This window comes from Marinobacterium sp. xm-a-152 (genome assembly GCF_013282965.1).
Lineage (GTDB): Bacteria > Pseudomonadota > Gammaproteobacteria > Pseudomonadales > Balneatricaceae > Marinobacterium_E.
In genome coordinates, this window is the sequence record NZ_WBYI01000003.1 from 158,261 (window position 1) to 173,601 (window position 15,341).

The 15,341-nt window shown below is 50.0% G+C and carries 14 protein-coding genes; 8 read left to right on the forward strand and 6 right to left on the reverse strand.

From position 1 onward, the window contains the following. Window positions 1-2: 2 nt before the first annotated feature. Genes XMA152_RS03870 through pilM form a run of 3 tightly spaced genes read right to left on the reverse strand, consistent with a single transcriptional unit; the run spans window position 3 to window position 2,219 of the window. Complete coding sequence (locus tag XMA152_RS03870) at window positions 3-620, reverse strand: type 4a pilus biogenesis protein PilO (protein ID WP_173480109.1); 618 nt, start codon at window positions 618-620, stop codon at window positions 3-5. Further along, a complete protein-coding gene (locus XMA152_RS03875) occupies window positions 617-1,168 on the reverse strand; it encodes a PilN domain-containing protein (RefSeq protein WP_173482763.1) in 552 nt (183 codons plus the stop codon). Before XMA152_RS03875 ends, XMA152_RS03870 begins: the two co-directional genes overlap by 4 nt. After that, complete coding sequence (gene pilM / locus XMA152_RS03880) at window positions 1,155-2,219, reverse strand: type IV pilus assembly protein PilM (protein ID WP_173482764.1); 1,065 nt, start codon at window positions 2,217-2,219, stop codon at window positions 1,155-1,157. The genes XMA152_RS03875 and pilM overlap by 14 nt, the downstream gene beginning before the upstream one ends. A 132-nt stretch (window positions 2,220-2,351) precedes the next feature. On the opposite strand from pilM, the gene XMA152_RS03885 reads away from it, so the two are divergent. Beyond that, window positions 2,352-4,814 (forward strand): penicillin-binding protein 1A, encoded by a 2,463-nt coding sequence (locus XMA152_RS03885; protein WP_173482765.1) that lies wholly within the window; start codon window positions 2,352-2,354, stop codon window positions 4,812-4,814. A 76-nt stretch (window positions 4,815-4,890) separates the two neighbouring features. Here XMA152_RS03885 and XMA152_RS03890 read toward each other — a convergent pair whose 3' ends face one another. The 3 genes from XMA152_RS03890 to rpmE form a co-directional block, all read right to left on the reverse strand. Then, window positions 4,891-6,138, reverse strand: coding sequence for a malic enzyme-like NAD(P)-binding protein (locus XMA152_RS03890; protein WP_173480105.1), 1,248 nt, complete (start codon window positions 6,136-6,138; stop codon window positions 4,891-4,893). Between the two features lie 154 nt (window positions 6,139-6,292). Next, window positions 6,293-7,045, reverse strand: coding sequence for a thermonuclease family protein (locus tag XMA152_RS03895; RefSeq protein WP_173482766.1), 753 nt, complete (start codon window positions 7,043-7,045; stop codon window positions 6,293-6,295). Window positions 7,046-7,058: 13 nt separating this feature from the next. After that, on the reverse strand, window positions 7,059-7,277 hold the full coding sequence (rpmE, locus tag XMA152_RS03900) for a 50S ribosomal protein L31 (RefSeq protein ID WP_173480103.1): 219 nt from the start codon (window positions 7,275-7,277) through the stop codon (window positions 7,059-7,061). Between the two features lie 229 nt (window positions 7,278-7,506). On the opposite strand from rpmE, the gene XMA152_RS03905 reads away from it, so the two are divergent. From XMA152_RS03905 to ubiE, 7 genes are all read left to right on the forward strand, one after another. After that, the gene (locus XMA152_RS03905) at window positions 7,507-9,696 is read left to right on the forward strand and encodes a primosomal protein N' (protein WP_217363894.1); all 2,190 of its coding nucleotides are present in this window, start codon (window positions 7,507-7,509) and stop codon (window positions 9,694-9,696) included. Between the two features lie 76 nt (window positions 9,697-9,772). After that, the gene (argS, locus tag XMA152_RS03910) at window positions 9,773-11,530 is read left to right on the forward strand and encodes an arginine--tRNA ligase (protein WP_173482768.1); all 1,758 of its coding nucleotides are present in this window, start codon (window positions 9,773-9,775) and stop codon (window positions 11,528-11,530) included. Window positions 11,531-11,532: 2 nt separating this feature from the next. Beyond that, entirely contained in the window at window positions 11,533-12,183 is a 651-nt protein-coding gene (locus XMA152_RS03915; RefSeq protein WP_173482769.1) for an SPOR domain-containing protein, read from the forward strand. Between the two features lie 62 nt (window positions 12,184-12,245). Continuing rightward, window positions 12,246-12,776 (forward strand): ATP-dependent protease subunit HslV, encoded by a 531-nt coding sequence (hslV, locus tag XMA152_RS03920; protein ID WP_173482770.1) that lies wholly within the window; start codon window positions 12,246-12,248, stop codon window positions 12,774-12,776. A 10-nt stretch (window positions 12,777-12,786) separates the two neighbouring features. Then, window positions 12,787-14,115, forward strand: a complete 1,329-nt coding sequence (gene hslU / locus XMA152_RS03925) for an ATP-dependent protease ATPase subunit HslU (protein WP_173482771.1) — start codon at window positions 12,787-12,789, stop codon at window positions 14,113-14,115. 14 nt (window positions 14,116-14,129) lie between these two features. Further along, a complete protein-coding gene (locus XMA152_RS03930) occupies window positions 14,130-14,507 on the forward strand; it encodes a gamma-butyrobetaine hydroxylase-like domain-containing protein (RefSeq protein ID WP_173482772.1) in 378 nt (125 codons plus the stop codon). A gap of 60 nt (window positions 14,508-14,567) precedes the next feature. Then, window positions 14,568-15,323: a bifunctional demethylmenaquinone methyltransferase/2-methoxy-6-polyprenyl-1,4-benzoquinol methylase UbiE gene (ubiE, locus tag XMA152_RS03935; protein ID WP_173480097.1), complete on the forward strand. Its 756-nt coding sequence runs from the start codon at window positions 14,568-14,570 to the stop codon at window positions 15,321-15,323. Window positions 15,324-15,341 lie beyond the last annotated feature (18 nt).

Genomic DNA, 15,341 nt, shown 5'->3' on the forward strand with positions numbered 1-15,341 from the left:
CATCACTCCTCATCATCATAGCGGTAAGTTTTAGCGCTGATGCTCATGGTCAAAAGATCACCATTGGCTGGGCTAAGGTTGAAATCATGTAGGGTTACGATGCGCTTAACGCTGGCAACACCCGACACGAACTGACCCATCTGATGGTAGGTACCTTTAACCTGAATGGCGATCGGTAGCTCGACATAGAATGAGGCTTTGCGTTCTGGCTGCAGCGCGATGGAGTCTATTTCAAGTCCCGCGTTTCGACCTGTCGCACTGATATCCTCGAGCAGACCCGGTACCTCTTTCTCTGTTGGCAGTTGCGCCAGCATCTCAGCAAAGCGCAACTCAACGTCCGCCATTTGACGTCTCAGTGCATCCAGTGAGGCCACTTGGTAGGACTTCGCTTCAAACTGAGTTTTGAGTGTCTGCTCTTTACCAATCTCTCTGTCGAGCGACTCTTTTTGATCCATCACTAAGAAGTTAAAGCCGACACCATTAATAACGATGAACAAAAGAGCAAACGCGATCGCTTTTACGCCATAAGGCCAGCTCCAAGCTTCGGACAGATCTAAGTTATTGATGTCAAAACCGCGAAACGCGCGTTCAAACTTCTGTTTTAGGGAAACTGAGCTCATTGTGCAGCCTCCTCAACATTGGGGCGCTCAAGCGGCACTCGCAAATTAAAACTCTTCAAACCATTCTGTGTCGCGACTTTCGACAACGAGGGCTCACCAAACCAGATAGAGTCATTTAATGTGCGCATCAACGAAGAGACATCCTCGTTAGCAACCGCAAGGCCATTGATCGACATCTCTTGGCCAGAGCGGTTCAGTGACTGGTAGTGAATGCCATCAGGCATAACTTCTACCAACTCATCAAAGGTGCGAACGATAATAGGACGTGTACCCTGCAGCTCTTGTATTGCAGTCAGTCGCTCTAGCAGGCGTTCACGCTTGTTTTTAAGCTCTTGTATCTCTTTCAATTTAACATCTAGGCGCGAAATTTCGCTGGTTAGATAAGCGTTTCGATCCTGCTGCCTATTCAACATAACCGTTAGGTAGTAGTAACTCGCTCCGATAATCGAAGCGGCCAACAGAGCGGTGACGATAAGTTGTGTATAGAAACGTTTTTGCAGGAAAGCATTTCGCTCTTCACGCCAAGGTCTCAGGTTAATGGTTCTCATATTGCCCCCCGACACCACGCAAGGCCAAAGAGAGTGCTTTAGTCAAAGCGTTCTTTTCAGCATTCAAACGATCTATATTGATCTGGGACGAAATTTCTATTCTCTCAAACGGATCTAAACCATGAACCTTAATACCCAACTCACTGCTCAATTTATCTTTGATACCAGGTAGAGAGGCTAGACCGCCCGTGATATACAGTGTCGATAACTGCTCTTGGGACCCCGAAGCTGAATAGAACTGCAAAGCTCTAGAGACCTGCTGAACCGCTGAATCAGCAAAGCTCTCCATGAGACTGATAAGCGAGGGATCTAGTTCACCGTGTCGCAGCTGTGCAGCCAATTCATCATGCGGCAGCTCTGTGTAGAGTTGCAGTTGCTGCAGTAGTTCCTCGCCCCCAAAGGTATGCTCACGATGGTAGCTAATCAAGCCATCCTTAAAAGCGTAAAAGGTAAGATTATGAGCGCCAAAATCGACAATCGCACAGGCTCTTCCAGGCACCAACTCTTCTGGTGGGAGTGCGCGTTCATAGACATAGGTATCTACATCAACCACATCGCATTGGAGCCCAGCCAAATCTAGGCAATCCTCTCGAGCAGAGACGCCGTCGCGACGACAAGCGACAATCCCAATTCGATTAAATGCCGGATTACCTTGCACAGGCCCTAGCACCTCGAAATCCAGTGCAACATCCTCTATTGGATAGGGGATAAATTGATCGGCTTCAATTTTAACTTGCTCTTCAAGGTCAAAGCCGTAGAACAGTTCAGAAATTTGAATCTCTTTTGTGATCACGTCAGAGGCGGCTACGGATGTGATGGCTCGCGTGGCTTTCACACCCGCCAGACGTTGTGCTTTGACAATGGCATCGGCAACCTCTTCAGGTTTCTCAATACTGCCATCTACAAAGGATTTTTCTGGCAGAGAGATGACGCCAAAGCCGTCCAGCACAGGCGTCTTTCCACGAAAGCTTAAAGCAACAAGCTTAAGAGAGGAGTTCCCGATATCAACTCCCAAAACACTTTGTTTGTTACCACCAAAGAGTTTGAACACAAAAATACCTAATAATTAGTGGATATTATCTAACTTCACTCTAGACTAGGTCACAAAAGTTACAAGTGACATTATGGACCTAAATCAAGTTCTCGTTATAATCCTAGCTCAATTTAAGAAATTTGCAGATTAATGCGCATAATTAAAAAAATTATTAAATGGTTGATGGCACTGGCTGCAATTGGATTGCTGGGAGCCGTTTTGGCAGCCGGCGGAATCTACTACTACTTTAGCCCACAATTGCCTGACGCTGAGACCCTGCGTGAGGTTGAGTTTCAAACCCCTCTGCGCGTATACAGTGCAGATGAAAAGTTGATTGCTGAGTTTGGAGAAATGCGCCGAACGCCAATCAGCTATGCCGATATCCCGCAACACTTTATCCATGCTCTTCAAGCCGCAGAGGATGCACGATTTTTTGAACACCAAGGGATCGATCTTCGCGGGCTTTTTCGTGCAGCCTTTCAGCTAGCAACTTCTGGCAAAATTCAGAGTGGCGGCTCGACCATCACCATGCAGGTGGCTAAGAACTTCTTCCTAACGCGCGAGCGTACCTTTGAGCGTAAATTTGTTGAGATTCTGTTAGCACTCAGCATTGAACAATCACTCTCTAAACAAGAGATCCTTGAGCTCTACATCAACAAAATCTATCTAGGCCACCGATCGTATGGCATACAAGCCGCCGCACAGGTCTACTATGGCAAAACCATTGATCAGCTCAACATCGCTCAACTGGCAATGATCGCAGGTTTACCTAAAGCGCCATCAGCCTATAACCCCATTACTAACCCGCAACGAGCCCTCGAACGTCGTAACTGGATTCTTGGTCGAATGCAGGAGCTAGGCTTCATTACAACGACTGACTACTCCGACGCGGTCAATCAACCGGTTACGGCTAGCTACCACGGTGCTGATATTGAAATCCCTGCGCCTTACGTTGCAGAGATGGTTCGTGCGGAGCTCTATGAAACCTACGGTGAAAGGATCTACACCGAGGGTATGAAAGCCTACACGACCATTGACAGCACCATGCAGCGCAGCGCCAATCAAGCGCTCAGAACGGCGCTGCTGGCTTACACGGAACGCCACGGCTACCGTGGTCCAGAGCAGCATTTTGATCTAACAGAGATTGAACCCTCTGCACTGCAGAAAAAACTTAAAGCGACACCAGCCTATGGCGGACTTGAGGCGGCTCTGGTGAAAGCGGTGGATGATTCTGAAGCGACGCTACTACTTGGTGATGGCAGCGAAACGACGCTGCGCTGGTCAGGTATCAGCTGGGCTCGAGCATATAAAGGGGTTAACTCAACCGGCTCTGAACCGAAAAAAGCATCCGAAGTGCTGGCTGTTGGCGATATGATTCGAATTCGCCAAACCGCTGAAGGCTGGCGTCTCTCGCAACTGCCCGAAGTGCAAGGTGCGTTCATTGCCATCAATCCTGAGAATGGCGCAATTCAATCCCTAACCGGCGGATTTAGTTTCTATCTAAACAAGTTCAACCGAGCCACTCAAGCGTACCGTCAGCCGGGTTCTAATATTAAACCTTTTCTATACAGTGCCGCTCTGAGCAATGGCTACACTCCGGGGTCAGTAATCAATGACGCTCCCGTTGTTTTCCATGACGTCAGCCTAGAGGGTAACTGGCGGCCTGAGAACGATAATGGCAAGTTTGGCGGTCCGACTCGACTTCGTGAGGCGCTATACCGGTCACGTAACCTAATATCCATTCGTCTGATGCGAGCTTTAGGTATCGAAGAGACGCGAAACTTCATACTCGGTTTTGGTTTTGAAGAGGATAAGCTTCCTAAAAACTTATCACTCTCGCTAGGCAGTGCTGATGCCACACCGCTTCAGGTTGCAACAGGATATGCCTCGATTGCCAATGGTGGATTCAAAATCAATCCTTACATCATTGAGTCGGTGCTAGACCGTGAAGGACTACCTCTGTTTGCTGCCAATCCGAGTATTGCCTGCGGTAGTTGTCCTGAACGCCAGCAAGCAGAGTTAATCGCTCAAGAGCTCGCCGACATGGCTTCCAATGATACAGCTTCTGAGGCGCAAGCCAGCACCGAGAGTGACCCGCAACTAGTGACGTTAACGGGACAACCTCTCGCTGAACGTCTGCTAGATGAACGCACCGCTTACATCATTCACGACATGATGCGCGACGTCATTAAAAAGGGTACTGGTCGTCGAGCACTGGCTCTGAAACGTGGTGACCTAGCTGGCAAAACGGGAACAACCAATGATCAAAAAGACTCTTGGTTCAGCGGTTTTACCCCTAAATTGAGCGCAACGGCTTGGGTCGGCTTTGACCAACCGTCTCATCTAGGTAAGCGCGAATGGGGTAGCACGGCTGCACTGCCTATGTGGATCGACTTCATGGGAGATGCTCTTCGTAACATCCCTGAAAGTTACCTGCCTGAACCGGCAGGTATTGCGACGGCTCTGATTGATCCTGCGACAGGACTACTAGCTTACGAAGGACAGAAAAACGCTTACAACGAGATTTTCAAAGAGGAGCAGGTACCGACTGAGGTCGCTCCTAAACCGGGCAGTGAAGTAGCTCCTCCTACTTCTGAAGAGCTGTTCCGATAATCCGTTAAGTTCTGTAATGTGTTTAACACAAAAAAAGGGAAGCCAGTGGCTTCCCTTCTTATTTACCTCAGAGTGATTAGCTCAGTGGGTAGTTCTCTGGCATGCCTTTAACGGCAACACCTGAATCGATCGCTGCTTTAGCCACTGCGTAAGATACCGCGCCCAAAAGACGTGAATCTGTCGCTTTCGGCAGAATGTATTCACGACCGAACTCTAGGCTCTCTAGGCCGTAAGCATCCAGTACTTCTTGTGTAACAGGTTGCTTAGCAAGTTCTGCTAGTGCGATAACGGCTGCGGCTTTCATCTCTTCGTTGATCGCTGTTGCACGAACATCTAGAGCGCCACGGAAGATGAATGGGAAACCTAGCACGTTGTTTACCTGGTTAGGGTAGTCTGAACGACCTGTTGCCATGATGACATCTTCACGAGTCGCGCGAGCAAGTTCTGGCTTGATCTCTGGATCAGGGTTTGCACAAGCGAAGACAACAGGATTAGTTGCCATCTTAGCTAGGTTCTCTGCTGAAAGCAGATCAGGACCTGATAGACCAAGGAATACGTCAGCGCCATCGATAGCATCTTCAAGTGAACGTTTATCCGTTTCAGTTGCGAAGATCGCTTTCTCGGGAGTTAGATCATCACGACCCGAGTGGATAACACCCTTACGGTCGATCATGTAGATGTTCTCGTTGCGAGCACCCATGTTGATCAACAGCTTCATACAAGCACTTGCTGCAGCGCCAGCACCAAGACATACAATCGATGCCTCTTCTAGCTTCTTACCAGCAAGCTCAAGTGCGTTGATCATACCGGCAGCGGTAACAATCGCAGTACCGTGCTGGTCATCGTGGAAGACTGGGATGTTACAACGCTCGATCAACGTGCGTTCGATTTCAAAACACTCTGGTGCTTTGATGTCTTCTAGGTTGATACCACCGAAGGTATCAGCGATGCGAGCGACAGTATCGATAAACGCCTGTGGGCTCTCAGCATCCACTTCGATGTCGATAGAGTCGATGTTTGCAAAACGTTTGAATAGAAGCGCTTTACCTTCCATGACTGGCTTAGAAGCCAATGGACCTAGGTCGCCAAGACCCAAAATAGCAGAGCCGTTTGAGATAACGGCAACCAGGTTGCCTTTGGCTGTGTAACGGTAAGCATTTTCAGGATCTTTAGCGATCTCACGCACTGGCTCAGCAACACCTGGAGAGTATGCAAGAGATAGGTCGCGTGAAGTTTCAGCAGGTGTAGATAGTTCTACGCTGATTTTACCTGGCATTGGAAACTCATGGTAATCCAGTGCTGCCTGTTTAAAGTCTTGAGACATTGTAGAATCCTGAATGGTTATAGGCCCATAGGCATAATGCAGATAGGCTAAGTTATGTTCTAGTTAAAGGTCGTTGTGGGATGATATAAAAATAACCTCTCGGTAGAAAGGTCTATTCTTGGAAACTGTCTAAGCAATTGGGCTTATAACCGTTTCACATTTTGATATGCCGTTTATCTAAAACCGGCAGCAAAAAGGGTTTAAATCGCGAGCCCGGCTTTAAAGAGTCACGGCGATCCAAAATCCAGCCTCGCACCTCCAGTGAGTTGCCCAATGTAAAGGAGAGACTCCTGTTCCACTCTTTCGGTATGCGAACCGCCAATCGATCATCCAGTTCGACGTAGAGGTACTTTTTAGCCTGATCAATCTTGGTAATGCGTCCCGACACCAAATTGAAACCACCCTGTTCAATCTCTTTAGCGGCAGCAATGGATTTTGACCATACTCCTTTTCCTAGAGTTCTTGGTCTCTTTTCGGATGAGAAGAGACAATCCGCTAGTCGATCATTAGGGGGAACACTGATCGCCCAACCCAAACCCTCGTGGATCAAACGTTGCGAGAGCGTTTTCGATCCATCGAACAAGTAGCCCAATACACGACCGTAACGATCTTTAGGCTCACGTCCGAAATAGAGCTGCAAAGATTCTGACTCGTTTACCCAAGATTGCAATTGGCGTTTAGCCTGCAGGGCCCCCTCTTCAGCCCTTGGCTTTGAGTAGAGCTCAGGGGTATTAACGCCTATCAAGCGCACCTTTCGCCCATCGGTTAGATGAACGGTATCGCCATCGACCACTTTGGCTACCCGTACCGATTCAGATGCACCTTGTGGGGTACAACTACTCGCTTGCGCTGACTGACAGACAATAAAAAAGGCACTCGCGATGAGTGCCTTTTTAATGTTCTGCATGCAGAGACCCAAGTTACTTCTTGAGGCTGCGAGCACCGAAGCGCTTGTTGAAGCGATCCACTCGACCACCGGTCTGAGCTTCTTTCTGCTTACCAGTGTAGAAAGGGTGACACTGACTGCAAACGTCGACAGCCATTGTGCTCTCTTTCATAGTAGAGCGAGTTGTCATTACGTTACCGCAAGAACAGTTGAAGGTAACTTCGTTGTACTCTGGGTGGATACCAGCTTTCATAGTATTAAACCTCTATGTTTTATGTGCCGCCACTTAACGCTTGATGCATATATTATGCTGCTTAAGCACCGCACGACTGACGAAAAATTCGCCGGGAAATGTCAAGGCGCGCAATTATACGCAGGCGCTGTACGAATAACAACCACTGATCACCCAATACCTTGAAGCAGCTATTTCCAAAGACCAGATGGGTGCTAGACTTGCCCTTCGCTTATTAGAAATTTTGACCATGATCGTACGTGTTGCACTACCGGTACCCCTAAACCGTCTGTTTGACTACGCCATTCCGCAAGGAGTGACGGCGCCCGCTGTCGGAGCTCGTGTGCTGGTCAAATTCGGGCAGCGCAGCTTGATAGGGATGATTCATAGTCTTAGCGAGCAGACCGAGGTGCCACTAAATAAGCTGAAACCTTTCGAAGCGTTACTCGATCAGGAGCCCCTTGTCGATGATGAGCAGATACAACTCGGTGAGTGGGCGGCAAGCTATTATAAGTACCCACTGGGCGATGCCTTAATTCACCTTCTACCCAACTTAGCACGCAAAGAGCAGCACCCCTTCTCAGCCCCCGATTACTGGCGTTTAACCGAGCACGCCGATATTGAATCGCTGCCCAAACGGGCCGTCAGACAGCGCGCCCTGTTTACGCTCATTAAAAACCGACAGCCAATCAGCACATCCGCAATTAGAGAGGCTGAATTCACGTCACAAGTGCAAAAGGCACTGATTGAATCGGAGCAGATCGAACCCTGTGAAGCGCCTTTAATCGGTGCACAGCAGGTCAATACTGTCCTACCTAGCGTTGCGGGCTTGGCACTGAATGCTGAGCAACAACGAGCGGTTGATCAGATCAAACAGAGCGAGGGTTTTAGCCCCATCCTATTAGTCGGCGTGACCGGCTCGGGAAAAACCGAAGTCTATCTACAATCAATCGAGCAAGCGCTGGCCGACGGCAGGCAAGTGCTAATTTTGGTGCCCGAGATTGGCTTAACCCCACAACTGGTTGAGCGCTTTACTGCTCGCTTCAACACGAACATTGCTTCGCTGCACTCTGGCCTTACGGATCGAATGCGCTTTGATGCTTGGCAGTCGATCCAGTCCGGGGAGACACGCATTGTTATTGGCACACGCTCAGCGATCTTCATTCCTTTTGCTAATCTTGGGATGATCGTCATTGATGAAGAACACGATCCGTCGTTTAAACAGCAAGAGGGCTTCCGCTATCACGCACGAGACCTTGCTCTGGTGCGTGCAAAACAGCTTGATATACCGGTCATCATGGGCAGTGCGACACCGGCACTGGAATCGCTACTTAACGTTCAACAGGGCCGCTATAAAGAGTTGCAACTAACACAGCGTGCGGGTCGAGCAGCGGCGCCAACCTTTGAGCTGTTTGATACGAAAGGTGTTGAGTTAGATACTGGCCTCGCTCCAGAGATTATCAGTCGCATTAACGATCACATTACCCTTGGCAACCAAGTCCTGGTATTTATCAACCGTCGCGGCTTTGCACCAACACTGACCTGTCAGGATTGCGGATCAACCGTTGACTGTACACGCTGTGATGCACGCATGACGCTGCACCGCAAACCACCAAAGCTGCACTGCCATCACTGTGATCGACAAACCCCTATCCCGCGCCACTGTCAGCACTGTGGCAGTGATCAACTAAGACCGGCCGGTAGCGGTACGGAGAGAATCGAACAGAGATTGTCAGAGCTATTCACCCATACCAGCATCAAACGTGTGGATCGTGATTCAACCCACTCTCGCCAAGCCTTTGAGTCCTTGATGAACGAAGTTAACAGTGGCGATCCATGCATCTTGGTCGGTACTCAAATGCTGGCCAAAGGCCATCACTTTCCGAACGTCACACTGGTCGTCATCGTCAATACCGACGCAGGCCTATTCAGTGCCGATGTTCGTGGCATGGAGCGTACCGCGCAACTTATTATGCAGGTTGCCGGCCGAGCGGGGCGAGCGGAACGTCCGGGCGAAGTGGTGTTACAAACCCACCAGGTTGATCACCCTCTACTAAACACCTTGGTAACCTCTGGCTATCTCACCTTTGCAGAACAGGAGTTGATGAGTCGCAAACAGGCTCAACTCCCCCCTTTTGCTTTCCAAGCGATTATCCGTGCTGAAGCGAAAAAACAGGGCTGGGCCGAAGCACACCTTATGCGTTTAAGGAGATCCCTAGAGGCTACCTACCCAAGAGAGCAGCTTCCGATGATCAGCGGCCCCTTCCCCTCCTTCATGGAGAAGCGCGCTGGCATGTTTAGAGCACAATTGATGTTCACTGGAGACTCTCGCACGTCGATCCAAGGCACTCTGAAAGCGGCACAAAATTGGTTGGAGCAAGACAAAGAGTCGAGTCGCGTTCGCTGGAACATAGACATTGACCCTGTCGATAGCTTTTAAGGGCTGCAAAACGATATAATGCAGCCAACTTTGTAGTGACAGACTACACCATCGATCTATTTCACTGAGTAAAGACATGAAAGAACAGATAGCGCTCCTGTTAAACGGCGCCATTGAAGCACTGAAAGCAGAGGGCAAACTCCCTGCTGATCTTGAGCCAAACATCCAAGTTGAAAACACACGTGACAAGGCGCACGGTGATCTTGCGACCAACCTTGCGATGACACTGGCCAAACCGGCTCGCCAAAACCCACGCGCTATTGCAGAGATGATTTTGCAAGCTCTTCCAGCTTCAACGGTCGTTGATAAAGCTGAGATCGCTGGTCCTGGCTTCATCAACTTCTTTGTCAACGATGCTGCAATCTACTCAGTAGTTGCCGATGTACTGGAGCAGACTGACCAGTTTGGCCGCAGTAAACCAACCAGCGATGATCGTGTACAGGTAGAGTTTGTCTCTGCTAACCCAACAGGACCATTGCACGTAGGTCATGGCCGCGGTGCCGCTTACGGTGCAACACTGGCCGACCTACTGGAAGCCGGTGGTATGAACGTTGAGCGTGAGTACTACGTCAACGATGCGGGTCGCCAAATGAACATTCTGGCGGTCAGCGTCTTTCTTCGCTACCTCGAGTTGCTTGGCGATACCATCACCTTCCCAGCCAACGGCTACCAGGGTGAGTACATTCGTGACATCGCAGCTAGCTTAAAAGCCACTCAGGGTGATGCACTGCAGTGTTCACTCGATGATCTCTATCTCGATGTCCCTGCTGATGAACCGGCAGGCGGCGATAAAGAGCTTCACATCGATGGGCTTATCGATCGCGCTCAAAACATCCTTGGCGCACAATACAGAACGCTATTCGATGCTGGCCTGGACTCAATCCTAGGCGATATTCGCGAAGACTTAGGTGAGTTCGGCGTGAACTACCAGTGCTGGTTTAGTGAGCGCTCACTGACTTCCAGCGGTGATGTTGATGAGGCACTGAAACGCCTTGATGATAAGGGCTATCTCTACGAAGAGGATGGCAATATCTGGTTCAAATCGACCGATTTCGGAGATGATAAAGATCGTGTGGTTAAACGTGCCAACGGCCAGACCACCTACTTTGCCTCTGACATCGCCTACCACATGAACAAATTTGAGCGCGGTTTCCAAACAGTTATCAACGTCTGGGGTGCCGATCACCACGGCTACATTACTCGAGTCAAAGCGGCCATTCAGGCACTTGGATACGATCCAGAGCGTCTGGTGGTGAAACTGGTTCAGTTCGCCATACTTTACCGTGGCAGCGAACGCGTTCAGATGTCGACTCGTTCAGGTTCATTCGTCACACTGCGTGAGCTTCGCGACGAGGTAGGCAATGACGCATGTCGATTCTTCTATGTCACTCGCAAAGCCGATCAGCACATGGACTTTGACCTAGACCTTGCCAAGTCAGAATCTAAGGATAACCCGGTCTACTACATCCAGTACGCTCACGCTCGAATCTGCTCGGTACTGCGCAAATTAGAGAGTGAAGGTATGGCTTGGGATCAAGCGATGGGCTTAGCATCACTGGAGCGTTTGGATAGCGAAGCGGAGCGTGACCTTGTCACCGCACTGGGCAAATACCCAGAGACGGTTAAACTCGCGGCAGCCAACTTCGAGCCACACCAACTGGCTAACTACCTGCGAGACCTCGCTTCGGATTACCACACCTACTATAACGGCCATAAGATGCTGATTGACGATGAAGCACTGCGCAATGCACGCATTACGCTTTCCGTGGCGGTGCGCCAAGTCATCGCAAACGGTCTCACCATTTTGGGTGTTTCGGCACCTGAACAGATGTAATCATGTCGAACCGAGACTTTGCATCCAAACCCAAGTCAAACAAGCCTCGAGCTGGTGCCACTCGTACCACTTCGAGCGCTCGCAAAACACCGGCTGCTCCTCAACCTTCAGGAGTATCTGCAGGTTTAGTGCTTGCTGTTGTCGTGGCTTTGGGTCTGCTTGCTGGTCTGATCTTCTTTTTGATTAAACAACCGGCACCAACGAGCAATAGCAAAGCGGTTCAGCAGGTTCCAACACTGGAGCCCGTGATTCCCGCTAAAGTCGAACCCCGACAACCTGGGGAATCTCTCCCTTTAGATAACATCGACCTAGAGTCACAGGATGAGCGGTTTGGTTTCTACAAGCTATTAGAAGAGAGCGAAGTCCAAACACCTGAAGAGTCAGCCTATGTTTCGACCCCCAAAACGGCTTCACTGGATGCCGTTTACCGACTGCAGACAGGCTCATTCCGCAATGCCCGCGATGCTGAAGCTCAGCGTGCACGACTGGCACTTTCTGGCCTGCCAAACGTGACCATGTCCCGTACAGAGGGGAGCAACGGCGTTTGGTACCGAGTATCGACTGGAAACTTCTCGACCTATAACGAGTTAAAAAGCGCCACAGCCAAACTCGAAAAGCTGAACATCCACCCAGTTAAGCGCAAAGTAAACTAGCCTTGAAAACGGGCGATTCATCCCAATAAATGCAGATAAGCTTATGATTGGGAAAATCTCTAATGACCACTATTGTTTCTGTTCGCCGCGGTGATCAAGTCGTTGTAGGCGGCGACGGCCAAGTCTCTCTGGGTAATACTGTAATGAAAGGTAGCGCCCGCAAAGTTAATGTCATCGATAAACACAAAGTCATCACCGGCTTTGCTGGTAGTACTGCCGATGCGATTACTCTTCGCGATCTATTTGAGCAACAGCTTGATAAACACCAAGGCAACATTGTGAACGCGGTTATCCACCTTGCTCGCGAGTGGCGCTCGGATCGAGTGTTGCGTCGTTTAGAGGCCTTGATGCTGGTGGCTAACTCTGAGAAGACCTTTCTTATCTCCGGCAGCGGCGATGTGATCGAACCGGAAGACGGTGTTATTGCGATCGGTTCAGGGGGTAACTATGCCCTTGCGGCAGCTCGCGCGCTGGTTGATAACTGTGAGCTAAACGCACGCGACATCGTTGAGAAGAGCCTTAAGATCGCAGCCGACATCTGTGTCTTCACTAACGCCAACCTAACCATCGAACAACTCGAGTCTGTCGCTTAAGGAGCCTTTTATGTCAGCTATGACCCCTCGCGAGATCGTATCAGAACTCGATCGTCACATTATTGGCCAGGATTCCGCTAAACGCTCTGTTGCAATTGCGTTGCGTAACCGTTGGCGCCGCATGCAGCTGAATGAAGAGATGCGCGGTGAAGTCACCCCTAAAAACATTCTTATGATCGGACCTACCGGTGTAGGTAAGACCGAGATTGCACGCCGTTTGGCGAAGCTTGCGAACGCTCCGTTCATTAAGGTTGAAGCGACAAAATTCACAGAAGTGGGCTATGTGGGTCGTGATGTTGAGACCATCATCCGCGATCTGGTCGACCAATCGATCAAAATGCTGCGTGAACAGGCGATCGAGAAGAACAAGTTCCGTGCTGAAGAGGCTGCCGAAGAGCGTATTCTGGACGCACTGCTACCTGAAGCACGCCCTATCGGCAGTGAAGAGCTAGACAAAACCGACTCAGCAACCCGCCAAATCTTCCGCAAAAAGCTGCGTGAAGGTCAGATCGACGATAAAGAGATCGATATTGAAATTGCTCAACCCAAGGTCGGTGTTGAGATCATGACACCACCGGGCATGGAGGAGATGACGAATCAGTTGCAGAGTCTCTTCGCCAACATGGGGCAGGATAAGAAGCAGTCGCGCCGTCTTAAGGTATCAGAGGCCTTCAAGCTTCTAACCGAAGAGGAGGCCGCTAAGCTGATTAAAGAGGACGACCTCAAACAGCAAGCGCTAGAAGCGGTAGAGCAGAATGGCATTGTCTTCTTAGATGAGATCGACAAGGTGTGTAAACGCGCCGAGTCTGGCAACGCTGACGTGTCACGTGAAGGGGTACAGAGAGATCTTCTACCGCTTATCGAAGGGTGTACGGTCAGCACGAAGCACGGCATGATCAAAACCGATCACATACTCTTCATCGCGTCAGGCGCCTTCCACCTGGCTCGCCCATCGGATCTGATCCCAGAACTCCAAGGTCGCTTACCGATTCGTGTAGAACTAGAAGCACTGACACCAGAAGACTTCTCTCGTATTTTGACCGAGCCCAAAGCCGCTCTTACAGAGCAATATAAAGCCCTGATGGCCACTGAAGGCGTTTCGATTGAATTTACCCAAGAGGGGATTCAGCGCATCGCCGAACTCGCCTGGTCGGTGAACGAGAAGACCGAAAACATTGGAGCACGACGTCTGCATACAATGATGGAGCGCCTACTTGAGGAGCTCTCTTTCAGCGCTGCGGATAAGAGTGGTCAAACCGTCGAAATTGATCGTAGCTTTGTAGACCAATACCTTGGTGAACTGAGCGCCGATGAGGACTTGAGTCACTACATTCTTTAATACGAGGTTACCCCATGAGTTCTGTGCCCATGCCGAGACAGATCCACCTTCACAAGCGCTCTAAGACACTAGAGTTGGTTTATGAGGATGGCAACTATGAGCTGACCGCCGAGTTTCTGCGCGTTCATAGCCCTTCTGCAGAAGTTCGTGGGCATGGCATTGGGCAAGAGATCCTTCAGACCGGCAAGCGCTTGGTCGGCCTTAAAGGCGTCGAAGCAAGCGGTAACTACGCTCTAAAGCTGATCTTTGATGATGGGCACGACTCTGGACTCTATACCTGGGCCTACCTCCACGACCTCGCGCACAATCAAGAGCAGTACTGGAGTGAATATCTAGCTCGACTTGATGCAGCCGGTGCTAGCCGAGACAACGGAATGATTGCGATAGGTTAACGACAAGCTCCCACTCAGTCGTTACAATAGCCCCATTGAACAGTTAAGTGGATCCAACCCATGTCAGACAATCAGAAAAACACCACGCATTTTGGCTACCAAGAGGTGCCGGTTGATGAAAAAGTTAACCGCGTTGCCGACGTATTTCACTCGGTAGCCGCTAAGTATGACGTGATGAATGATCTGATGTCCGGCGGTATTCACCGCATTTGGAAACGCATCACGATCGAGAGTTCAGGTGCACGTCCTGGCCATAAAATTCTCGATATCGCTGGCGGAACAGGTGATTTAACACGCCGCTTTGCACAGATTGTTGGCCAGTCAGGCAAGGTGGTGTTGGCGGATATCAACGACTCAATGTTGAAAGTGGGTCGCGATAAGCTGATCGACAAGGGTGTTGCGGGTAACGTTGAGTACGTGCAAGCCAATGCCGAATGCCTACCCTTTGAAGACAACACCTTCGATATCATCACCATCGCCTTTGGCCTTCGCAACGTGACCGACAAAGACGCTGCACTGCGCTCTATGAATCGGGTACTGAAGCCAGGCGGTAAATTGATGGTGTTGGAGTTCTCTAAAACTGAGAACCCACTACTGACAAAAGCCTACGACTTCTACTCCTTTAATCTACTGCCGAAAATGGGGCAGTTGATTGCTAACGATGCCGAAAGCTACCGCTACTTGGCAGAATCGATTCGCATGCATCCTGATCAAGAGACTCTGAAAGGGATGATGGACAGTGCTGGCTTTGTGCAGACGCGTTACCGCAACCTGACCCAGGGCATTGTTGCCCTTCACACCGGAATTAAACCCTAACATAACGGATTGAGAGGC